This is a genomic window from Citrobacter youngae (genome assembly GCF_003818115.1).
Lineage (GTDB): Bacteria > Pseudomonadota > Gammaproteobacteria > Enterobacterales > Enterobacteriaceae > Citrobacter > Citrobacter youngae.
In genome coordinates this window covers 105,588-129,002 of record NZ_RPOI01000021.1, presented here as the reverse complement: position 1 = coordinate 129,002, position 23,415 = coordinate 105,588, and the positions used below count along the sequence as shown (strand labels likewise).

Annotated in this window: 17 protein-coding genes; 8 read left to right on the top strand and 9 right to left on the bottom strand. The window is 53.2% G+C overall.

The features are described 5' to 3' along the window. Positions 1-131: 131 nt before the first annotated feature. Positions 132-1,751, bottom strand: coding sequence for a multicopper oxidase CueO (gene cueO, locus EHN13_RS18260; protein ID WP_124021866.1), 1,620 nt, complete (start codon positions 1,749-1,751; stop codon positions 132-134). Between the two features lie 153 nt (positions 1,752-1,904). Here cueO and EHN13_RS18255 point away from each other — a divergent pair, with 153 nt between their 5' ends. Then, a complete protein-coding gene (locus EHN13_RS18255; protein WP_003018667.1) occupies positions 1,905-2,252 on the top strand; it encodes a YacC family pilotin-like protein in 348 nt (115 codons plus the stop codon). Between the two features lie 106 nt (positions 2,253-2,358). Here EHN13_RS18255 and yacL read toward each other — a convergent pair whose 3' ends face one another. Together yacL and acnB are read right to left on the bottom strand one after the other, a co-directional pair. Beyond that, positions 2,359-2,721: a protein YacL gene (yacL, locus tag EHN13_RS18250; protein WP_048212673.1), complete on the bottom strand. Its 363-nt coding sequence runs from the start codon at positions 2,719-2,721 to the stop codon at positions 2,359-2,361. A gap of 174 nt (positions 2,722-2,895) precedes the next feature. Continuing rightward, the gene (gene acnB / locus EHN13_RS18245) at positions 2,896-5,493 is read right to left on the bottom strand and encodes a bifunctional aconitate hydratase 2/2-methylisocitrate dehydratase (protein ID WP_061067258.1); all 2,598 of its coding nucleotides are present in this window, start codon (positions 5,491-5,493) and stop codon (positions 2,896-2,898) included. Positions 5,494-5,897: 404 nt separating this feature from the next. Here acnB and EHN13_RS18240 point away from each other — a divergent pair, with 404 nt between their 5' ends. Both EHN13_RS18240 and EHN13_RS18235 read left to right on the top strand, forming a co-directional pair. Beyond that, positions 5,898-7,535: a DUF3300 domain-containing protein gene (locus EHN13_RS18240; protein ID WP_124021865.1), complete on the top strand. Its 1,638-nt coding sequence runs from the start codon at positions 5,898-5,900 to the stop codon at positions 7,533-7,535. 9 nt (positions 7,536-7,544) lie between these two features. Continuing rightward, positions 7,545-8,339, top strand: a complete 795-nt coding sequence (locus EHN13_RS18235) for a DUF2950 family protein (protein ID WP_101741397.1) — start codon at positions 7,545-7,547, stop codon at positions 8,337-8,339. A gap of 110 nt (positions 8,340-8,449) precedes the next feature. On the opposite strand, the gene lpdA is transcribed toward EHN13_RS18235, so the two are convergent. The 4 genes from lpdA to pdhR form a co-directional block, all read right to left on the bottom strand. Next, positions 8,450-9,874 (bottom strand): dihydrolipoyl dehydrogenase, encoded by a 1,425-nt coding sequence (lpdA, locus tag EHN13_RS18230; RefSeq protein ID WP_124021864.1) that lies wholly within the window; start codon positions 9,872-9,874, stop codon positions 8,450-8,452. Positions 9,875-10,049: 175 nt separating this feature from the next. Beyond that, positions 10,050-11,939, bottom strand: coding sequence for a pyruvate dehydrogenase complex dihydrolipoyllysine-residue acetyltransferase (gene aceF, locus EHN13_RS18225; protein ID WP_124021863.1), 1,890 nt, complete (start codon positions 11,937-11,939; stop codon positions 10,050-10,052). A gap of 14 nt (positions 11,940-11,953) precedes the next feature. Next, entirely contained in the window at positions 11,954-14,617 is a 2,664-nt protein-coding gene (gene aceE / locus EHN13_RS18220; protein WP_124021862.1) for a pyruvate dehydrogenase (acetyl-transferring), homodimeric type, read from the bottom strand. 433 nt (positions 14,618-15,050) lie between these two features. Further along, positions 15,051-15,815, bottom strand: coding sequence for a pyruvate dehydrogenase complex transcriptional repressor PdhR (gene pdhR / locus EHN13_RS18215; protein ID WP_003018699.1), 765 nt, complete (start codon positions 15,813-15,815; stop codon positions 15,051-15,053). A gap of 564 nt (positions 15,816-16,379) precedes the next feature. Here pdhR and aroP point away from each other — a divergent pair. The 3 genes from aroP (at position 16,380) to EHN13_RS18200 (ending at position 20,265) form a co-directional block, all read left to right on the top strand. Beyond that, the gene (gene aroP / locus EHN13_RS18210) at positions 16,380-17,753 is read left to right on the top strand and encodes an aromatic amino acid transporter AroP (protein ID WP_086523581.1); all 1,374 of its coding nucleotides are present in this window, start codon (positions 16,380-16,382) and stop codon (positions 17,751-17,753) included. 155 nt (positions 17,754-17,908) lie between these two features. Then, positions 17,909-19,315, top strand: coding sequence for a glycoside-pentoside-hexuronide (GPH):cation symporter (locus tag EHN13_RS18205; protein ID WP_048212679.1), 1,407 nt, complete (start codon positions 17,909-17,911; stop codon positions 19,313-19,315). After that, on the top strand, positions 19,315-20,265 hold the full coding sequence (locus EHN13_RS18200; RefSeq protein ID WP_124021861.1) for a glycoside hydrolase family 43 protein: 951 nt from the start codon (positions 19,315-19,317) through the stop codon (positions 20,263-20,265). Before EHN13_RS18205 ends, EHN13_RS18200 begins: the two co-directional genes overlap by 1 nt. 92 nt (positions 20,266-20,357) lie before the next feature. On the opposite strand, the gene ampE is transcribed toward EHN13_RS18200, so the two are convergent. Both ampE and ampD read right to left on the bottom strand, forming a co-directional pair. Continuing rightward, positions 20,358-21,212, bottom strand: a complete 855-nt coding sequence (ampE, locus tag EHN13_RS18195; RefSeq protein WP_124021860.1) for a beta-lactamase regulator AmpE — start codon at positions 21,210-21,212, stop codon at positions 20,358-20,360. After that, positions 21,209-21,772, bottom strand: a complete 564-nt coding sequence (gene ampD, locus EHN13_RS18190; RefSeq protein ID WP_124021859.1) for a 1,6-anhydro-N-acetylmuramyl-L-alanine amidase AmpD — start codon at positions 21,770-21,772, stop codon at positions 21,209-21,211. The genes ampE and ampD overlap by 4 nt, the downstream gene beginning before the upstream one ends. A gap of 87 nt (positions 21,773-21,859) precedes the next feature. Between ampD and nadC the strand changes: the two genes are divergently transcribed. Together nadC and ppdD are read left to right on the top strand one after the other, a co-directional pair. Beyond that, the gene (gene nadC / locus EHN13_RS18185; protein WP_048213473.1) at positions 21,860-22,753 is read left to right on the top strand and encodes a carboxylating nicotinate-nucleotide diphosphorylase; all 894 of its coding nucleotides are present in this window, start codon (positions 21,860-21,862) and stop codon (positions 22,751-22,753) included. 216 nt (positions 22,754-22,969) lie between these two features. Then, on the top strand, positions 22,970-23,407 hold the full coding sequence (gene ppdD / locus EHN13_RS18180) for a prepilin peptidase-dependent pilin (RefSeq protein ID WP_116360678.1): 438 nt from the start codon (positions 22,970-22,972) through the stop codon (positions 23,405-23,407). Positions 23,408-23,415: the final 8 nt, after the last annotated feature.

Sequence of the window (23,415 nt, the reverse complement as noted above, 5' to 3'; positions counted from 1 at the left end):
ATTGGGTATGTGATGATTATCGGCCCCAAAGGCGATTACTTTATGTTCAATGGCAGAATATGCAGGGGATATGCCTTACCCAGCCGACAAGAAATATCCTGCAGGCCGGGCAAGCGCAGAGACGTCGTTGTTTAAACCGTAAAACCGAGCATCATGCCGGTGTCTTCGTGCTCCAGCAGATGGCAGTGCGCCATATAGGCATGTTCTTTCGGCGCATCGTGGTCAAACTTCACCAGTACCTCGCTGACGCCGCCCTCTACCCGCACAGTGTCTTTCCATCCCGTACGGTGCGCAGCAGGCGCTTTGCCATTTTCAGACAAAATGCGGAACTGCGTGCCGTGAATGTGGAACGGGTGCAGCATCATGTCGCCCTGACCGGAAATGACCCAGCGTTCATGCTGGCCTTTCGTCGCGGCAAACATCGGTTTATTCATATCAAACGCCAGCCCGTTAATCCGGTTGGCATTATGGAAATCGAATGTGCCATCCTGCTTCATGTTGCCCATGCCGCCATGCTGCATATTCCCCATCTCACCGTGGTTCATATTGCCATGATCCATGTTTCCGTGGCCCATATTGTCGTTATTCATATGGCCCATCATCTGCCCATGATCCATCCCTGCCATGGCCTGCCCGCCGTATTTCTTCATCAGCATTTGCATGCCCATCATGTCGAGCATCGGATCCATAGACAGCTGCAGTTTGCGTACCGTCACCCCATCAAGCGACGGCAGCGCCGGCATAGCTGTCAGCGTATCCGGCAGCGTGCCGGAGGCGGTAATCAGCAGCGGCTGAACGCGCATCACCGGATGTGGCTTATCAAATGGCGCGATCGCCATCCCCATCTGACTGACAGGCAATGTGACCAGATCGAAAGCTTTTCCGTCGCTCACATCCACCAATACTTCAAAACGCTCACCCATCAGCATCGGTAGTTCGGTCACTTTTACCGGCTCAGCTAACAATCCACCATCACTGGCAATCACGTACAGGGGACGGTTATCGCTGGCCGCGATATTCAGTGAGCGTGCGTTACAGCCATTCAGCAGACGCAAGCGCAACCAGCCGCGTGGCGCGGCATGTTGTGGGTAAATCGCCCCATTGGTTAGCAGCGTATCGCCAAACCAACCGACGGCGGCGGTCATCATATCCAGCTGATAATTAATTTGTCCGTCAGCGGAAAACTGTTTGTCCTGAATAATCACCGGCACATCGTCGATACCCCACTGCTTCGGTAGCAATAGTTTGCGGATCTCGTCATCTTCAATCAGTACCAACCCAGCCAGGCCCATCGCAACCTGACGTCCGGTTTTCCCGTGTTGATGCGGATGGAACCAACAGGTTGCAGCCCGTTGCGCAGGGGTAAAGGTCACTGAACGCTTCCCGCCCGCCGGAATAACACCTTGCGGCCCGCCATCGACTTCTCCAGGGATTTCCAGCCCATGCCAGTGCAACGTCGTCTCTTCGGCCAGCTGATTATGGATATCCACGCTCACCGCCTGACCTGTATTCAGTTTTACTGCGGGTCCGAGCAGGTTACCGTTATATCCCCAGGTGGTGGCGGTTTTCCCCGCAAACGTCGACTGCCCGGCTTTCACAATCAGCTGTATGCGATTAGAAGCATCCGCAGTTAACAGGTCTGGAATGGGTAACGCAGGGCGGTCAGCCGCAAAAGCGGTGCGGCTCCACAAAGGTAAAGCTGACGCGACGCCCAGCGCCACGGAATACTTTAAAAAGTCACGACGTTGCATATTCATTTCCTTATATTCAGCAGCTTAAGCAGGCTATCTTTTAAGCATAAGCCCTCCCCCTACGGGAAGGTCAAGTGAACGGCTGATAATAAAGGTCGTCGCTTCGCTCGCAGTATGCTAACGTTTAATTTCCGTGATGCAGTGGTAGAAGCAATGAAGACGTTTTTCAGAACAGTTTTGTTCGGCAGCCTGATGGCCGTATGCGCAAACAGCTATGCGCTGAGTGAGTCCGAAGCCGAAGATATGGCCGATTTAACGGCAGTTTTTGTTTTTCTGAAAAATGACTGTGGATACCAGAATTTGCCCAACGGGCAGATACGTCGCGCACTGGTCTTTTTTGCTCAACAGAACCAGTGGGACCTCAGTAACTACGACACCTTCAATATGAAAGCACTCGGTGAAGACAGCTATCGCGATCTCAGCGGTATCGGCATCCCTACGGCAAAGAAATGCAAAGCGCTGGCGCGCGACTCCTTAAGCCTGTTGGCTTACGTTAAATAAGGCACCGTGCCCGATGGCGCTACGTTTATCGGGCCTACGAACCGGGAATGACATCGTTGCGCCAGTCCGGGTAAACGCAGCGCCCCCCGGCAGAGCCGAGTGCGAATTAACGCTGTTGCACAAATTCACGATACGCGGCAACCACCTGCAAGAAATCTTCAACGCCGCACAGAGATAAACTCTCTTCGTCGTAGTAATTCATTCCTTCTTCCATTTCATCGCCCGTGAACTCCAGTTGATTGGCGCGAACCATAACCTCTTCGCCATCCAGCCAGAGCGTGTATTCATGCCCTGCTCGCTGCCAGGAACGTTCACTGCCTTTTACCGCACGCGCCGCCTGTTCCACTTCATCGAGCAAGGCCAGGTTATCTTTCACTTCTTCATTAAACCAGTGCCCCACCACTTCGTGGCCCATGGACATACGCACCTTTACCACTCCGGTAATATCGCGCAGAAATTCGTAATCCATAATGTGTTCCTCTGCTCCCGGCAGTGCGCCAATACCGCACTGCACCTTGCTGTAATTATCGCAGCAGCGCGGCAGAAAAAAAGCGTAGCGGGTATAAGGAATAGAAATAAAAATGCCCGAAGAAGCTGACCTCTCCGGGCATTGATGCGTTTTTGCGCAAAATGCGCTAGCGAATTATACCGCCGTCTGGAAAATCACACCTTCCGCTTTCTCGGTGTACTGAGAGAGCTGGTCAAAGTTCAGATAACGGTAGGTATCTACAGCCGTTTTATCTACCTGCGCCACATAGGTCTGATACTCTTCCGGCGTTGGCAGTTTGCCAATCAGTGCCGCGACCGCTGCCAGCTCCGCAGAAGCCAGGTAGACGTTCGCCCCAGTCCCTAAACGGTTCGGGAAGTTACGGGTAGAAGTCGACACCACGGTTGAGTTGTCCGCCACGCGCGCCTGGTTACCCATGCACAATGAACAGCCAGGGATCTCAATACGCGCCCCGCTCTTACCAAAGACGCTGTAATAGCCTTCCTCGGTGAGCTGTGCCGCATCCATACGCGTTGGTGGAGCCACCCACAGACGGGTCGGTAACTGGCCCTTATGCGCATCCAGCAGCTTACCCGCTGCACGGAAGTGACCGATGTTGGTCATGCAGGAACCGATGAACACTTCGTCGATCTTCTCACCCTGCACGTCAGACAGCAGACGCGCGTCGTCCGGATCGTTCGGCGCGCACAGGATCGGCTCTTTGATATCCGCCAGATCGATGTCGATCACTGCCGCGTATTCTGCGTCAGCATCAGCTTCCAGCAACTGCGGATCCGCCAGCCATTTTTCCATGCCCTGCACACGACGCTCCAGCGTACGGCGATCGCCGTAACCTTCGGCGATCATCCATTTCAGCAGAACGATGTTAGAGCTGAGGTATTCAACGATCGGCTCTTTGTTCAGCTTGATGGTACAACCCGCAGCGGAACGCTCAGCGGATGCATCGGTCAGTTCAAATGCTTGCTCAACTTTCAGATCCGGCAGACCTTCAATTTCCAGAATGCGGCCAGAGAAGATGTTTTTCTTGCCTTTCTTCTCAACGGTCAGCAGACCTTGTTTGATCGCATACAGCGGAATGGCGTGAACCAGGTCACGCAGGGTGATACCCGGCTGCATTTTGCCTTTGAAACGCACCAGAACAGATTCCGGCATATCCAGCGGCATCACGCCGGTCGCAGCCGCAAACGCCACCAGACCAGAACCCGCCGGGAAAGAGATACCGATCGGGAAACGGGTATGAGAGTCACCACCGGTACCTACGGTATCCGGCAGCAGCATACGGTTCAGCCAGGAGTGGATTACGCCATCGCCCGGACGCAGCGACACGCCGCCACGGTTCATGATGAAGTCAGGCAGAGTATGGTGGGTGGTCACGTCAACAGGTTTCGGATACGCAGCGGTATGACAGAACGACTGCATCACCAGGTCAGAAGAGAAGCCCAGGCACGCCAGGTCTTTCAGTTCATCGCGGGTCATTGGGCCAGTGGTATCCTGAGAGCCGACGGAAGTCATCTTCGGTTCGCAGTAGGCCCCCGGACGGACGCCGGTTACGCCACATGCGCGGCCAACCATTTTCTGTGCCAGAGAGAAGCCGCGGCTGCTTTCCGCTACATCTTTCGCCTGACGGAATACATCGCTGTGCGGCAGCCCCAGCGCTTCACGCGCTTTGGTGGTCAGGCCACGACCGATAATCAGCGGAATACGGCCACCGGCACGTACTTCGTCAACCAGCACATCGGTTTTCAGTTCGAAGGTAGCCAGCAGTTCGTTGGTTTCGTGGTTACGCACTTCGCCCTTGAACGGGTAAACGTCAATCACGTCGCCCATGTTCAGGTTGCTTACGTCCACTTCAATTGGCAGCGCGCCCGCATCTTCCATAGTGTTGAAGAAAATAGGTGCAATTTTGCCACCCAGACACAAGCCACCACCGCGCTTGTTCGGTACATGAGGAATATCATCACCCATAAACCACAGCACGGAGTTGGTCGCAGATTTACGCGAAGAACCAGTACCGACAACGTCACCCACATAGGCCAGCGGGTAACCTTTTTTCTGCAGTTCTTCGATCTGTTTGATTGGGCCTACCACGCCCGGCTGATCCGGTTCGATACCTTCGCGGGCGTTTTTCAGCATCGCCAGCGCGTGCAGCGGGATATCCGGGCGGGACCATGCGTCCGGTGCCGGAGAGAGGTCATCGGTGTTGGTTTCACCGGTCACTTTAAAGACGGTAACGGTGATTTTTTCAGCCAGAGCCGGACGGTTGAGGAACCATTCGGCATCAGCCCAGGACTGCATGACCTGCTTCGCATATTCGTTGCCCGCTTTGGCTTTTTCTTCCACATCGTAGAAGTTATCGAACATCAGCAGCGTTGAAGAGAGCGCTTTGGCGGCAATCGGCGCCAGTTTGGCATCGTCCAGCGCATCAATCAGCGGATGAATGTTATAACCGCCCTGCATGGTGCCCAGCAGTTCGATGGCTTTTTCTGGCGTGATCAGCGGAGAGGTAGTGTCACCTTTAGCGACAGCGGCGAGAAAACCGGCTTTAACGTAAGCGGCTTCATCTACACCAGGGGGAACGCGGTTAATCAACAGGTCTAACAGGAATTCTTCTTCGCCCACAGGCGGGGTCTTCAGCAGCTCGACAAGTGCAGCCATTTGGGTTGCGTCTAAGGGTTTCGGCACAATCCCCTGGGCAGCACGCTCAGCTACGTGCTTACGGTATTCTTCTAGCACGACGATATCTCCTCGCTCTCATTGTCATAATGCGGCGCTTTTGTATATGGGCGATTCTCTTCACGCTCCTGTGAGACAGCAGTTAGTAGGGTAAATGCCCGGTACCGCAAAAGGCACAATAACAGGATTTTCGTTGGGTGTTAATCTGTTTACAAAAAAGCAACATAAAAAATTGGCTGAATCGTTAAGGATGGTCTAACGCTCTTCGTCATGGCAGAAGGGGAATGATAATTTCGCCCGCAATGTTTAGTCACATTATTTAGCTCCCTGGTAATAAACTTGCGTTAACGATCCCAAGATTCGTCAAAAATTAAACTATTGTCTCTTTATACTCACGGAACACTGCACCCACTGGCGGCAGGCATAATGACTATGACGATTCTTAATGAGTCGGGAGAGATAAAATGACGTTGCCCTTTAAGCCCCATATCATTGCTCTGGCGTGCAGTGCAGGGTTATTTGTCGGTGCGGGCGTACTGTATGTAAACAGCCGCACACCAGAAGCCCCCTCTCAGCCTGCCCCGGCAGCAGCGCCTCAACCGCCCGTTGCGGCGGCTCCCGCAGTAGCCCCGGTTGCGCCAACAACGTATACCACAGCTCAACTCGATCAGTGGGTTGCCCCTGTTGCGCTCTACCCTGACCCGTTGCTGTCTCAGGTGCTGATGGCCTCAACATATCCATCGAACGTGGTGCAGGCGGTTCAGTGGTCTCGTGATAATCCGACACTGCAAGGTGACGCCGCCATTCAGGCAGTGTCCGGCCAGTCATGGGACCCCAGCGTGAAGTCGCTGGTGGCATTTCCGCAATTGATGGCCTTGATGGGCGAAAACCCTGACTGGGTACAAAACCTGGGGAATGCGTTTCTGGCACAACCACAGGACGTGATGGATGCCGTACAGCGCCTGCGTTTGCTGGCTCAGCAAACAGGCTCGCTAAAATCCACTCCGCAGCAAACGGTCACGAACACCCAGAAAACAACCGTGATTCAGACGCCGTCATCATCAACGACGAAAGTGACCAGCAGCGCGCCCACCTCGACGGTTATCAAAATTGAGCCGACCGATCCACAGGTGGTATATGTGCCGAACTACAATCCAACCGTTGTTTACGGCAGTTGGCCTAATACCGCCTACCCCCCTGTCTATCTGCCGCCCCCTCCGGGCGAGCAGTTTGCCGATAGCTTCGTCAAAGGTTTCGGCTATAGCCTGGGCGTTGCGACGACGTATGCACTGTTCAGTAACATCGACTGGGATGACGACGACCATCACCATGATGATGACTATCATGACCATGACGGCCCTCACGGCGGTAATGGCTACCAGCACAACGGAGATAACATCAATATTGATGTTAACAATTTCAACCATATCTCCGGACAAAACCTTAAAGGGCAAAACATTGCCTGGCAGCATAACCCTGCGTACCGTAACGGCGTGCCTTACCAGAACGACGCGGTCGCACAACGTTTTCATCAGACCAACGTTAGCGGGGGATTAAGCGCCACTCAACATACACCGACCACCACTGCCACACGAGACAGCCAGCGTCAGGCCGCAATGACGCAGTTCCAACAGCGTAGCCAGACCTCCCCGGCAAACTTGTCGGGTCAGACATCGCGGGATGCTCAACGCAAAGCAGCCTCTTCACAGCTAAATCAAATTGCCCAGCGCAATAACTATCGTGGCTATGACGAAACACAAAACAACAGCCGTCGTGAAGCAGCACAGAAGACGCTGAATAAATCCACTACGCAACAGCAGCACCGCTCTGAACTGAAGTCAAAAGCTCAGCAGCATCCAGTTTCACAGCAGCAAAGGGAAACCGCTCGCCAACGCGTTGAATCATCCAACTCGCAACAACGTCTGGCCTCCCGTCAGAATACGCATTCAAACGTCTTCAGCGGGAATGACAGTCGCTCACCGTCGTGGCAGTCCCAGCAACTGCGTGGGCAGGAAAGCCGTCGCGCGGGCAACCTCAACAGCGGGCAGCGCGCTGCGGCACGTGAAAATTTTTCTGAGCACCACGAATTTCGCCGTCATTAACCGGAGCCGATGATGAAAAAAATTATGTTAAGCGCCCTGTTGCTCTCCTTGCCGCTGGTGAGCTATGCGCAACAGGCGTTCACCTCCCCCGAAGACGCGGCCAGTGCATTTGCCGCTGCGGTGACGCAGCAAAATGAAAAGCAGCTCACGGCGCTACTGGGTGAAAACTGGCGACATTTTTTGCCACCAGAAGGGGCCGATCCGGAAGCAGTGGCACGCTTTAATCGCGACTGGAAGGTGAGCCATCACATTGTGCTGCAGGGCAATATGGCGCATCTCAACGTAGGGCAAGATGACTGGCAGTTACCCATACCGATGGTGAAAACCAGCAAAGGCTGGGCGTTCGATATGACCGAAGCCCAGGAGGAGATCCTCACTAGAACGATCGGTCGCAACGAGCTTTCAGCCATCGAAGCGCTGCACGCCTACGTTGACGCGCAGCAAAGCTATTACGCGCTGAACAAATCGTATGCGCAAAAAATTGTCAGTAGCGAAGGTAAAAAAGATGGGCTTTACTGGCCCGTCACACCAGGCGAAGCGCCAAGCCCTCTGGGACCCGCCTTCAGCCCACAAGAACCCGGCACGGGTTATCACGGTTATCGTTTCCGCATACTGCCGGACAAAGCCAGTGGTTTCGCCATGATTGCATGGCCGATTAGCTACGGTCACACCGGAGTGATGAGCTTTATGATTAGCGGCGATGACAATGTTTATCAGGCCAACCTTGGCGAAGCATCACAACAGAAAGCACAGGCGATGACTGAGTACAGCCCTGAAAAAACCTGGCATCCCGTAGCGCCCTGAACAGCCAACGCATTGGTTGTCTCGTCATTAAGAGACTGCCGGGAAAATTGCGGTGAATCTTAAGGCAAAAAAAACGCCTCCGAAGAGGCGTTTTCACAAAAGCGGGAAGATTACTTTTTCTTCGCTTTCAGGTTCGGCAGGTCGGTGATGCTACCTTCGAACACTTCAGCTGCCAGACCAACGGACTCGTGCAGAGTCGGGTGCGCGTGGATGGTCAGCGCGATGTCTTCAGCGTCACAACCCATTTCGATCGCCAGACCGATTTCGCCCAGCAGCTCGCCGCCGTTGGTACCGACAATCGCACCACCGATAACACGGTGAGATTCTTTGTCGAAAATCAGTTTGGTCATACCATCCGCGCAGTCGGAAGCGATAGCACGGCCAGAAGCAGCCCACGGGAAGGTGGCGGTTTCGTAGCTGATGCCTTTTTCTTTCGCTTCTTTCTCAGTCAGGCCAACCCATGCAACTTCTGGTTCAGTGTACGCGATGGATGGAATAACTTTCGGATCGAAGTAGTGTTTCTTACCGGCGATAACTTCAGCGGCAACGTGACCTTCGTGAACACCTTTGTGCGCCAGCATCGGCTGACCGACGATATCGCCGATAGCAAAGATGTGCGGCACATTGGTGCGCAGCTGTTTGTCAACGCGGATGAAGCCACGGTCATCAACTTCCACGCCAGCTTTGCCCGCATCGAGGTTTTTACCGTTCGGTACACGACCGATAGCCACCAGCACAGCATCGTAACGCTGAGCTTCAGCAGGCGCTTTTTTGCCTTCCATGGAAACGTAGATACCGTCTTCTTTCGCTTCAACGGCGGTCACTTTGGTTTCCAGCATCAGGTTGAATTTCTTGCTGATGCGCTTGGTGAAGACTTTAACCACGTCTTTATCGGCAGCCGGGATAACCTGGTCGAACATTTCAACCACGTCGATCTCTGAACCCAGCGCATGGTACACGGTACCCATTTCCAGACCGATGATACCGCCGCCCATAACCAGCAGGCGCTTAGGAACAGTTTTCAGTTCCAGTGCATCGGTGGAATCCCACACGCGCGGATCTTCATGCGGAATAAACGGCAGTTCGATCGGACGGGAACCCGCCGCGATGATTGCGTTGTCGAAGTTGATCACGGTTTTGCCGTTTTCGCCTTCAACTTCCAGGGTGTTCGCCCCGGTAAATTTACCCAGACCGTTAACCACTTTCACTTTACGGCCTTTGGCCATACCCGCCAGACCGCCGGTCAGTTGAGTGATAACTTTTTCTTTCCAGGTACGAATCTTGTCGATATCAGTTTTCGGCTCGCCAAAAACGATACCGTGTTCAGCCAGCGCTTTGGCTTCTTCGATAACTTTTGCTACGTGCAGCAGCGCTTTAGAAGGGATACAGCCGACGTTCAGACAAACACCACCAAGGGTGCTGTAACGTTCTACGATGACGGTCTCCAGACCTAAATCTGCGCAACGGAAGGCAGCAGAGTAACCTGCAGGGCCTGCCCCAAGTACCACGACCTGAGTTTTGATTTCAGTGCTCATCATGACCTCTTAATTTATACCCGTCGTCCACCGGGTCGTTCTATCCGCCCGTATTTTACAAAATTGTTAACAATTTTGAAACAACAAACGGCAACCGATTTGTCTTTCGCACAATAACCTCACTGACTTCATGAGATTACCAGAAAAAAGCCGGCCGTCGGGCCGGCTTTTTCGCTTACATCACCAGGCGGCGAATGTCAGACAGCATGTTGTTGATGATGGTGATAAAGCGCGCACCATCAGCACCGTCAATTACACGGTGGTCGAAGGAGAGCGAAATCGGCATCATCAGACGCGGCATAAACTCTTTACCGTTCCACACTGGCTCCATAGAGGACTTGGAGACACCGAGGATAGCCACTTCCGGCGCGTTCACAATCGGCGCGAAGTGGGTAGTACCCAGGCCACCGATGCTGGAGATGGTGAAGCAACCGCCCTGCATTTCGCCAGCAGTCAGCTTGCCATCACGCGCTTTCTTGGAGATCACGGTCAGTTCACGAGACAGCTCGGTAATACTCTTCTTGTTCACGTCTTTGAAGACCGGAACAACCAGACCATTCGGCGTATCTACCGCCACACCGATGTTGATGTATTTCTTCAGGGTCAGGCGCTGACCGTCTTCAGACAGGGAGCTGTTGAAGCGCGGCATCTGTTCCAGAGCTGCGGCAACGGCTTTCATGATGAAGACTACTGGGGTGAATTTCACGTCCAGTTTACGTTTTTCAGCTTCGGCGTTCTGCTGTTTACGGAACGCTTCCAGATCGGTGATATCGGTCTTATCGAAGTGAGTAACGTGCGGGATCATCACCCAGTTACGACTCAGGTTAGCACCCGAGATTTTCTGGATACGGCCCAGTTCCACTTCTTCGATTTCACCGAACTTGCTGAAGTCCACTTTCGGCCATGGCAGCATGCCCGGGATACCGCCGCCTGCTGCTGCAGCCGGAGCCGCTTCAGCACGCTTGATAGCATCTTTCACGTAAGCCTGAACGTCTTCACGCAGGATACGACCTTTACGGCCAGACCCTTTCACTTTCGCCAGGTTCACACCGAATTCGCGCGCCAGGCGACGAATCAGCGGCGTAGCGTGGACGTAAGCGTCGTTCTCAGCAAATTCAGATTTGCCTTCTGCTTTCGCTGCCGGAGCAGGCGCTGCGGCTTGTGCAGGTGCAGCGGCCGGAGCCGGAGCTGCAGCTTGCGCAGGGGCGGCAGCCGGTGCTGCGCCTTCTACTTCGAAGACCATAATCAGAGAACCGGTTTTAACTTTGTCGCCGGTGCTGATTTTGATTTCTTTTACAGTACCCGCGAACGGTGCCGGAACTTCCATTGACGCTTTATCGCCTTCAACGGTGATCAGTGACTGCTCAGCGGCAATTTTATCGCCCACTTTAACCATCACTTCAGTGACTTCCACTTCGTCACCGCCGATGTCCGGTACGTTAACTTCTTTCGAACCAGAAGCAGCCGGAGCCGCCGCCGCTGCTGGAGCAGCCGCCTGAGCCGGTGCAGCAGCAGGCGCTGCGCCCGCCACTTCGAAGACCATAATCAGGGAGCCGGTAGACACTTTGTCGCCGGTGTTGATTTTGATCTCTTTCACCACGCCCGCGAACGGCGCTGGAACTTCCATGGAAGCCTTGTCGCCTTCTACGGTGATCAGAGACTGTTCAGCCGCAACGGTGTCGCCCACTTTAACCATGATCTCGGTAACTTCAACTTCGTCGCCGCCGATGTCCGGTACGTGTACGTCTTTCGCTGCCGCAGCAGCAGGTGCTGCTGCCGGAGCCGCTTCTTTCTTCTCTTCTGCCGGAGCAGGTGCAGCTGCTGCTGCACCGTCGGCGGAATCGAAAATCATGATCAGTTTGCCGGTCTCAGTTTTGTCGCCAACAGAGACTTTGATCTCTTTAACGATACCAGCCTGAGGAGACGGAACTTCCATAGAGGCTTTGTCGCCTTCTACGGTGATCAGCGACTGTTCAGCTTCAACTTTGTCGCCTACTTTGACCAGGATCTCGGTGATTTCAACTTCATCAGCCCCGATGTCCGGTACATTGATTTCGATAGCCATTATTCTTTTACCTCTTACGCCAGACGCGGGTTAACTTTATCTGCATCGATGTTGAATTTGGTGATTGCGTCAGCAACCACTTTCTTATCGATTTCGCCACGTTTAGCCAGTTCGCCCAGGGCCGCTACAACCACGTAGGAAGCATCAACTTCGAAGTGGTGACGCAGGTTTTCACGGCTGTCAGAGCGACCGAAACCGTCAGTACCCAGTACGCGATAATCATCAGCCGGTACATAAGTACGAACCTGTTCGGCAAACAGTTTCATATAGTCAGTAGATGCTACTGCCGGAGCGTCGTTCATCACCTGAGCGATGTACGGAACGCGCGGAGTTTCCATCGGGTGCAGCATGTTCCAGCGCTCACAATCCTGGCCATCACGCGCCAGTTCAGTGAAGGAAGTGACGCTATACACGTCAGAACCTACACCGTAGTCGTTTGCCAGGATCTGCGCTGCTTCACGGACGTGACGCAGGATAGAACCGGAGCCCAGCAGCTGAACTTTACCTTTCTTACCTTCGAGGGTTTCGAGTTTGTAGATACCTTTACGGATACCTTCCTCGGCACCTGCTGGCATTGCCGGCATGTGGTAGTTTTCGTTCAGCGTGGTGATGTAGTAGTAAACGTTCTCTTGTTTCTCACCGTACATACGCTCCAGACCATCGTGCATGATGACCGCAACTTCGTACGCGTAAGACGGATCGTAAGAGATACAGTTCGGGATAGTCAGAGACTGAATATGGCTGTGACCATCTTCGTGCTGCAGACCTTCACCGTTCAGCGTCGTACGACCGGAAGTACCACCGATCAGGAAGCCACGAGCCTGTTGGTCGCCTGCCTGCCAGCACAGGTCGCCGATACGCTGGAACCCGAACATGGAGTAGTAGATGTAGAACGGAATCATCGGCAGATCGTTGGTGCTGTAAGAGGTCGCAGCAGCCAGCCAGGATGCGCCAGCACCCAGTTCGTTGATACCTTCCTGCAGGATCTGACCTTTCTCGTCTTCTTTATAGTAAGCAACCTGCTCACGGTCCTGCGGGGTGTACTGCTGACCGTTCGGGCTGTAGATACCGATCTGACGGAACAGGCCTTCCATACCGAAAGTACGCGCTTCGTCAGCGATGATCGGCACCAGACGATCTTTGATCGACTTGTTCTTCAGCATCACGTTCAGGGCACGAACGAAAGCGATAGTGGTGGAGATTTCTTTGTTCTGCTCTTCCAGCAGCGCACCGAAGTCTTCCAGAGCCGGCAGTTCCAGCTTCTCGGTGAAGTTCGGCTGACGAGCTGGCAGGTAGCCGTGCAGTTTCTGACGCTGAGCGTGCAGATAGGTGTGCTCTTCAGAACCTTCCGGGAAGGTGATGTAAGACAGGTTTTCAACCTGCTCATCGGTCACAGGAACGTTGAAACGGTCGCGGATGTAACGCACGCCGTCCATGTTCATTTTCTTAACCTGGTGAGCGATGTTTTTACCTTCAGCGGTGTCACCCATGCCGTAACCTTTAATGGTATGGGCGAGGATTACAGTTGCTTTGCCTTTGGTTTCCTGCGCTTTTTTCAGTGCAGCGTAAACTTTCTTCGGATCGTGACCACCGCGGTTCAGAGCCCAAATCTGCTCGTCAGTCCAGTCAGCAACCAGCGCTGCGGTTTCCGGGTATTTACCGAAGAAGTGCTCACGTACGTATGCGCCGTCTTTGGATTTGAAGGTCTGGTAGTCGCCATCAACGGTTTCGTTCATCAGCTGGATCAGTTTACCGCTGGTGTCTTTACGCAGCAGCTCATCCCAACGACCGCCCCACATGACTTTGATAACGTTCCAGCCAGCGCCCGCGAAGATGCCTTCCAGTTCGTTAACAATCTTGCCGTTACCGGTTACCGGGCCGTCAAGACGCTGCAGGTTACAGTTGATAACAAAGACCAGGTTGTCCAGTTTTTCACGGGTCGCGATGGTGATCGCACCTTTTGATTCTGGCTCATCCATCTCGCCGTCGCCCAGGAAGGCGTAAACGGTTTGTTTAGAGGTATCTTTCAGACCACGGTGTTCCAGATATTTCAGGAATTTAGCCTGGTAGATAGCACCGATTGAGCCCAGACCCATAGATACGGTCGGGAACTGCCAGAATTCAGGCATCAGTTTCGGGTGCGGGTAGGAAGAGAGGCCTTTGCCATGTACTTCCTGACGGAAGTTGTTCATCTGCTCTTCAGTCAGACGACCTTCCAGGAATGCGCGTGCGTAGATGCCCGGAGAGATGTGGCCCTGGAAGTACACCAGATCGCCGCCATCTTGCTCGTTGCGTGCACGGAAGAAGTGGTTGAAGCAAACATCATATACCGTTGCGGAGGACTGGAAGGATGCCATGTGGCCACCCAGCTCGAGGTCCTTTTTAGACGCGCGCAGTACGGTCATGATGGCGTTCCAACGGATAACAGAACGAATACGACGTTCCAGCTCCAGATTGCCCGGGTATTCCGGTTCATCTTCAACGGCAATAGTGTTTACATAATTGCTGGCCCCTGCACCTGCCGCTACTTTCACGCCGCCTTTGCGGGCTTCTGAAAGCAGTTGGTCGATCAGATACTGAGCACGCTCAACACCTTCTTCACGGATGACCGATTCGATCGCCTGTAGCCAGTCGCGAGTTTCGATCGGATCCACGTCATTTGGGAAACGTTCTGACATGGGGGTATTCCTTATCTATCTAAATACGTTGAGTTATCTGGAACCTGTCCCATTGCGTTCTTTGTTCTTCATACTTCAGGTTGTCTCTTTGTTGGCTGCGCTTCCTCGCACCAGTCACATAGTTCACTATGCTCCTGGCGACTCGCGCGCTTGCCGCCGCGATACAACCCGAATTATTTTGAACAACCAAAAGCGCAATAAGACAGGTTCTGCGTTTATTGCCTGACCCATCAGGCGTAATTGTTGCAGCCAGTTTGGGCACGGACAGCGCGGAACAACCGGAGCGTACACGTAGTACGTGAGGATTGTGAGCACTGCCCAGGGCCAAAATGGCAAATAAAATAGCCTTATGGGCCTGGCATTTAGTTGCCGCGCACTTTAATTCGCGCTTGATTTACAACATCTTCTGGTTAACGTTCTGCCAGAAAAATCACTAATTCTTTCGTTGCTCCAGACGGCGTAAGGCGCGTTCACGACGGCTTTCCTCACGGCTTCTGTCCAGCAGGATCTCTTCGATAAAGGCCAGGTGACGGTGCGACGCTTCACGCGCCTCCTCCGGCTTCCCGGCGATAATTGCTTCAAAGATACGGGTACGGTGACTGCTTACCAGCGGCAGCATCTCGCGACGCGCATACAGCAATTCGAAGTTTTGCCGAACGTTCTGAGCCAGCATCGGCTCCATACACCTTAGCAAATGGAGCAGCACCACATTATGTGCCGCTTCGGTGACAGCAATTTGATACTGCAGTACCGCATCAGATTCACCGTCAAGATCGCCGGACTGTTGCGCAAGCTCGATCGCATGGTGGAGTTCACGGATACGCGTTTTGTCTTCATCCGTGCTGCGCAGTGCAGCGTAATAGGCTGCAATACCTTCCAGCGCATGGCGCGTCTCAAGCAGGTCAAACTGGGATTCAGGATGGTCGGAGAGCAGCTCTACCAGTGGGTCGCTAAAGCTCTGCCACAGGCTGCTCTGAACAAAAGTGCCACCGCCCTGACGACGAAGCAGTAACCCCTTCGCTTCAAGGCGTTGGATCGCCTCGCGTAAGGAGGGGCGGGAGACGTCGAACTGTTTTGCCAGCTCGCGTTCCGGTGGGAGTTTTTCTCCGGGGCGAAGTGTCCCCTCAAGAATTAAAAACTCCAGCTGCTGCTCAATCACATCGGAGAGTTTTGGTTGGCGGATTTTGCTGTAGGCCATGATTTCCTGTCTTAAGCCATTTGCCCGGAGTCAATTGGTCTTACCAATTTCATGTTCTTGACGCTAAAGTAACAAAGTATTCACCTTCTGTCCATACAGGTTTTGATTGAAATCAGTAAAGGAGGCATATTTTAACAACATTACAGAAATAACGTTTCAAACATGTAACTATGCACAAATGTTAAATTTACCCATCCCGAGGTAGTTTTAACCGAATTGAAACGAAAAAATATATTATCTGAACCGATTCACCTGCTTATTTATCGATTTATCAATCACTATTTTCGAATAAAAATTCAAATTGGAAATTTTGTGGTAGATAAACTCGCGCTTACAAATGGTTTCTTTTTATTCAACTCGTCTCTCACGCCGCATAAAGCAGGTGCATTCGCGCTCGCATAACATTATTCTGATCAAGACAAAAGTCTTTAGGCAACATTTCATAATTCATTGCTGTAAATAAATTAATACAACAAACGGAATTGCAAACTTACACACGCGTCACTGCGTGGTTCAAAATATAAGTACTCGAAAGATGAAGAGTAAAACCACACACGAGGTTTCATGATGGAAAGTCAACAGCATGGCGATCAGCTAAAGCGCGGCCTTAAAAACCGCCATATACAGCTTATCGCGCTGGGTGGCGCGATTGGTACCGGGTTATTCCTCGGGAGCGCATCCGTTATTCAGTCTGCAGGGCCGGGTATTATTCTGGGTTACGCTATCGCCGGATTTATCGCCTTTTTAATTATGCGTCAGCTAGGTGAAATGGTGGTTGAAGAGCCGGTAGCAGGCTCCTTTAGCCACTTTGCTTATAAATACTGGGGCAGTTTCGCAGGTTTCGCCTCTGGCTGGAACTACTGGGTGCTGTACGTTTTGGTTGCCATGGCTGAACTGACGGCCGTGGGTAAATACATTCAGTTCTGGTACCCGGAGATCCCAACCTGGGCCTCTGCGGCCGCCTTCTTCGTGATTATTAACGCCATTAACCTCACCAATGTGAAAGTGTTCGGTGAGATGGAGTTCTGGTTTGCCATTATTAAAGTCATTGCCGTAGTCGCGATGATCATCTTCGGCGGCTGGCTGCTATTCAGCGGCAACGGCGGGCCGCAGGCCAGCGTCAGTAACCTGTGGGACCAGGGTGGCTTCCTGCCGCACGGCTTCACTGGTTTGGTAATGATGATGGCGATTATTATGTTCTCTTTCGGTGGGCTGGAGCTGGTCGGGATCACCGCAGCAGAAGCCGATAACCCGGAGCAAAGCATTCCTAAAGCCACCAACCAGGTCATTTACCGTATCCTGATTTTCTATGTGGGTTCGCTGGCTGTACTGCTTTCCCTGATGCCATGGACGCGTGTTACGGCTGATACCAGCCCGTTTGTCCTTATTTTCCACGAACTGGGCGACACCTTTGTTGCCAATGCGCTGAACATAGTGGTGCTGACCGCTGCCCTTTCTGTCTATAACAGCTGTGTCTACTGTAACAGCCGTATGCTGTTCGGCCTGGCTCAACAGGGCAACGCGCCAAAAGCGCTGATGAACGTCGACAAACGCGGCGTACCGGTGAACACCATTCTGGTTTCCGCGCTGGTTACGGCTCTATGTGTGCTGATCAACTATCTGGCGCCAGAATCCGCCTTTGGCCTGCTGATGGCGCTGGTGGTTTCCGCCCTGGTGATCAACTGGGCAATGATCAGCCTGGCGCACATGAAGTTCCGCAAAGCAAAACAGCAGCAGGGGGTTACCACCCGCTTCCCGGCACTGCTCTATCCGCTGGGTAACTGGGTGTGCCTGATTTTCATGGCTGCAGTACTGGTGATTATGCTGATGACGCCGGGCATGGCGATCTCTGTGTACCTGATCCCGGTATGGATTGCCATTCTTGGCATTGGCTATCTGTGCAAACAGAAAACGGCCGGTGCCGTGAAAGCGCATTAATCCTTCCCCCCACCTGCACCAGGTGGGGGTTGTTACCTGCCTCACACTTTCCCACAGATGACTGTTTAGTCCATATCAGCGGCGCTATCCTGCAACGCAAAAACACCAACACCAGACAATAATTCTCTCCATATCACATTAATGGAGTGCGCTTGATGGAAACCAGAAAGCTGTCGGTGAAAGAAAAGATCGGCTATGGAATGGGCGATGCCGGATGCAACATCATATTCGGCGCTATCATGCTGTTTGTTAACTATTTTTACACAGATATTTTTGGTCTTGCGCCTGCACTTGTCGGCGTATTGCTGCTTTCTGTACGCGTTATTGATGCCGTTACTGACCCTATCATGGGTGCAATGGCCGATCGTACCCGCAGTAAATATGGTCGGTTTCGTCCATGGCTTCTGTGGATGGCTTTCCCCTACGCATTATTCAGCGTATTGATGTTTACCACTCCGGAGTGGACGTATAACAGCAAAGTTATCTATGCGTTTGTCACCTACTTCCTGCTCTCTATTACCTATACAGCAATTAACATTCCCTACTGTTCACTCGGTAGCGTCATCACCAACGATCCGAAAGAACGCGTCGCCTGCCAGTCGTATCGCTTCGTGCTGGTCGGGATTGCAACTCTGCTACTCTCACTCACGCTACTGCCAATGGCAGACTGGTTTGGCGGGGAAGATAAAGCCAAAGGCTATCAGATGGCGATGGCCGTGCTGGCTTTCATTGGTATGTGCATGTTCCTGTTTTGTTTCGCGACCGTGCGCGAACGTGTACGCCCTGCGGTACCCACGAACGACGATTTGAAAGCCGATCTGAAAGACGTGTGGAAGAACGATCAGTGGGTGAAAATCCTGCTATTAACCTTGTGCAACGTCTGTCCGGGCTTTATTCGTATGGCCGCCACCATGTACTACGTCACCTGGGTTATGCAGCAAAGCACACAGTTCGCAACGTTGTTTATCAGCCTTGGCGTTGTCGGCATGATGATCGGCAGTATGCTCGCGAAGGTATTAACCGATCGCTGGTGCAAACTGAAAGTCTTCTTCTGGACCAACATCATCCTGGCGATTTTCTCCGCCGCATTTTACTTCTTCGATCCGAAAGCCACCATGATGATTATGGTGCTCTACTTCCTGCTCAACATCCTGCATCAGATCCCATCCCCGCTGCACTGGTCGCTGATGGCGGATGTCGATGACTACGGCGAGTGGAAAACCGGTAAACGCATCACCGGGATCAGCTTCTCCGGCAACCTGTTCTTCCTGAAACTGGGGCTGGCGATTGCCGGCGCGATGGTGGGCTTCCTGCTTTCCTGGTACGGCTACGATGCAGGCGCTAAAGCGCAAAGCGACTCCGCGATTAACGGCATTATGCTGTTGTTCACTATTATTCCGGGCGTAGGCTACCTGATTACTGCAGGCGTGGTTCGCCTGCTGAAAGTTGACCGCGAGTTCATGCAGCAAATCCAGACAGATTTAGAAAAGCGCCGCGCCAATTACCGTGAACTGAATGAATACCACGAGATAAAAACAACTGAAACCGTAAGGAAAGCCTGATGAATCAGTGGCCTAACCCCTTTATTGAACAACGTGCCGACCCGTTTATTTTACGTGACGGTAGCCACTACTATTTCATTGCTTCAGTGCCCGAATACGATCGCCTGGAGATCCGCCGGGCTGACTCTCTGGGGGAATTACGCACCGCGGAACCCGTTGTTGTCTGGCACAAACCGGACAGCGGCCCTATGAGCCAACTCATCTGGGCGCCTGAAATCCATCATCTGGCAGGTAAGTGGTACATCTACTTTGCGGCCACGTACACTCAGGCGCTCGATACGTTGGGTATGTTCCAGCATCGCATGTTTGCGTTGGAGTGCGCAGATGCCGATCCGCTAAGTGGTAAGTGGGTTGAAAAGGGGCAAATTAAAACCCAGTTTGATACCTTCGCGCTTGATGCCACAACCTTTAACCATCAGGGAAAACAGTGGTATCTGTGGGCGCAGAAATCGCCCGATATCGCCGGGAACTCCAATATCTACCTCGCTGAGCTGGAAAATCCATGGACGATTAAAGGCGAGCCAGTGATGCTCAGCCATCCAGAATATGACTGGGAATGCCGGGGTTTTTGGGTCAACGAAGGTCCGGCCGTCATGGTTCACGGCGACAAGCTGTTCATCAGCTATTCCGCCAGCGCCACCGATGAGAATTACTGTATGGGATTATTGTGGATTGACCTCAACGCCGATCCACTCAACCCGCAGAACTGGCACAAATCACCGCGCCCGGTCTTTACCACCAGCTACGAAAACCGCCAGTTCGGCCCAGGACACAACAGCTTTACGCAAACGCCGGAAGGTGAAGATGTGCTGGTGTACCACGCGAGAAATTACACCGAAATCGAAGGCGATCCGCTGTACGACCCAAACCGCCACACTCGTCTGAAACTCGTGCGTTGGGGCGAAAACGGCATGCCAGATTTTGGCGTGCCGCCTGCTGATACGAACTAAGCCGTTGCACTGCCCGGTAGCGCTAACGCTTACCGGGCCTACACGTTTTTTCATTGTAGGTCGGATAAGCGTTAGCGCCATCCGGCACAACGCTATACTAATGCCCCATAAATGGTCAGCAGCGCAATGACCACCACCACCACAAACGAAGTTTTCTTCGCCATCGAAACGGCAGCTTTTGGCGTTTCGACTTTATCGGTATGGGGTTCGCGCGCCAGCGAGAACTGCGCCAGGCGCGTCAACACCTGATACTGCGAAGTATGCATATCCGCAAGCGAGGCAAACCAGGCCGGAAGCGCTTTCTCGCCGTGTCCTAACAGCGCATAGACCACGCCCGCCAGGCGCACCGGGATCCAGTCCAGCACATGCAGAATTGCATCGATACCCGATTGCAGACGCTGATGCGGCGTCTGATAGCGCGCCAGCCAGGACTGCCAGGCACGTAAAAAAGCATAACCCACCAGCGTCACCGGTCCCCACGAACCACCGACGATCAGCCAGAATAACGGCGCCAGATAAAAGCGAAAGTTGTTCCATAACAGCGCGTTCTGCAGTTCACGCAAAAACTCACGCTCATCGCAGTCCGGCGGCACGCCATGAATCAGCGTCAATTCTCTGGCCATCGCCTCACGGGCGTGAGCGTCATCGCGAGCCGCCGCGTTCAGATAGGCATGATAATGAAGACGTGTCTTGCCAGCGCCGATGCACAGCAGGCCAATTAAGATCCACGCCACCAGCAAGGGCACGTTAAACAGCAGCCCATGGAGTGCGCGCAGCAGCAGGAACGTTACCCCCATCGCAATCAGGGCCATGCCTACCGTACGCATCATCGAGAAATGCTTAACCCGACGGAAAAGAGCTTCAACCCGGTGATCAAGCTGCCAGTGCTCACCCAGCTTAAACAGGCGTTCAACAATCAACACCAGTAATGTTGTAAACAGCGTCATGTCATCTCCTTGTGTGACGAGGGGGTGACCAGGGCGCGAAACCTTGCCCAGTCAAATGAGGGGCCGGGATCGGTCTTACGCTCGGGCGCAATATTGCAATGCCCAGTCATGTTACTGGCAATCGCCGGATAACGCTGAATCAGCGTCTGCGTCACGGCAGCCAGTTGCTGGTACTGCGCATCGGTATAAGCCAGCGTATCCGTCCCTTCCAGCTCAATACCAATTGAGAAATCATTACAGCGTTCGCGGCCCTGATAGCTCGAGACGCCGGCATGCCAGGCGCGTTTATCAAAGGGGACATACTGCACGATCTCACCATCACGGCGGATCAGACAATGGGCAGAAACGCGCAAATGGGCGATTCCGGCAAAATAAGGATGGGCATTGGGATCAATCGTGCCCGTAAACAGCGCGTCGATCCATGGGCCGCCAAATTCACCGGATGGCAGGCTGATATTATGCACCACCAGCAAAGAAGGGGTTTCGTCATCCGGGCGGCAATCGTAATGCGGAGAGGGAACGCGTCGCGCCTCTGCCAGCCAGCCCTCGTCTAACAACATGCAGAATCTCCTTATTGGTGGTGCTCATATCAGGTTCAGGGTAGCATGTTTCCACCTTATGATTCGTTAGCAATTTGGAGTTTTATCATGCCGCCTCGCCGCTATAACCCTGACTACCGACGTGACGCGCTGTTGGAACGCATAAATCTGGATATCCCTGCCGCTGTCGCTCAGGCGCTGCGTGAAGATTTAGGCGGAGAAGTTGATGCCAATAACGATATCACCGCACAGCTTTTACCCGAAGATATGCGCTCCCACGCTACCGTAATTACCCGTGAAGATGGCGTTTTTTGTGGGAAGCGTTGGGTGGAAGAGGTCTTTATTCAACTGGCTGGCGATGATGTCAGCGTCACCTGGCATGTCGAAGATGGCGACAGCATTAAGGCTAATCAGCCGCTGTTTGAACTGGACGGCCCTTCCCGCGTACTGCTGACCGGTGAACGTACCGCACTCAACTTTGTGCAAACGCTGTCTGGCGTAGCGAGTGAAGTCCGTAAATACGTCGACCTGCTGGCGGGGACAAAAACCCAGCTGCTGGATACGCGTAAAACCCTGCCTGGGCTGCGTACGGCGCTGAAATACGCGGTATTGTGCGGCGGCGGCGCAAATCATCGTCTGGGGCTTTCTGACGCTTTCCTGATCAAGGAAAACCACATTATTGCGTCTGGTTCGGTGAAACAGGCCGTGGAAAAAGCCTTCTGGCTGCACCCGGACGTGCCGGTTGAGGTAGAAGTGGAAAGCCTGGATGAACTGGACGACGCGCTGAAAGCCGGGGCGGACATCATCATGCTCGACAATTTCGAAACCGACCAAATGCGCGAAGCGGTCAAACGTACCAACGGCCAGGCGCGTCTGGAAGTATCTGGTAACGTCACCTATGAAACGCTACGCGAATTCGCGGAAACCGGCGTGGATTTCATCTCTGTGGGCGCGCTGACCAAACATGTCCGCGCACTCGACCTCTCGATGCGTTTTCGCTAATCACTGACTGTTCTGCCCGATGGCGATTCGCGTATCGGGCCTACAGCCCCGCCGCCGATCGGCAGTTTATTCGAGCATCTTCGCAAATACGTTGTCTGATTCTGTAATTTCGTAACATTCATCTGAACCGGCCTTCTCGTTCTATTTTTTGCCTCTCGCCTAAAATCCCTTCGATTTGCCAAAGTAGCGCCAGCTAACTCAAGGAGCAAATCAACAATGGACAAACAACGAGGCTTCACGCTTATCGAACTGATGGTGGTCATTGGCATCATTGCCATCCTCAGCGCTATCGGTATCCCCGCTTATCAAAACTATCTGCGCAAAGCCGCGTTGACAGACATGCTGCAAACCTTTGTCCCCTACCGTACTGCCGTCGAACTCTGCGCGCTGGAGCACGGCGGAACAGAAACCTGTGATGCCGGGACAAATGGCATCCCCTCTGTGACCACCACCCGCTATGTCTCAGGTATGAGCGTGGAAAAAGGCGTGGTCAGCCTCAGCGGGCAGGAAAGCCTGAACGGGCTAAGCATCACCATGACGCCGGGTTGGGACAACGCCAACGGCATAACGGGCTGGAATCGCAACTGCTCTATCCAGAATGACAGCGCGCTGCAACAGGCTTGCGAAGACGTTTTTCGTTTTGATGCCAACTAAGGAAAAGA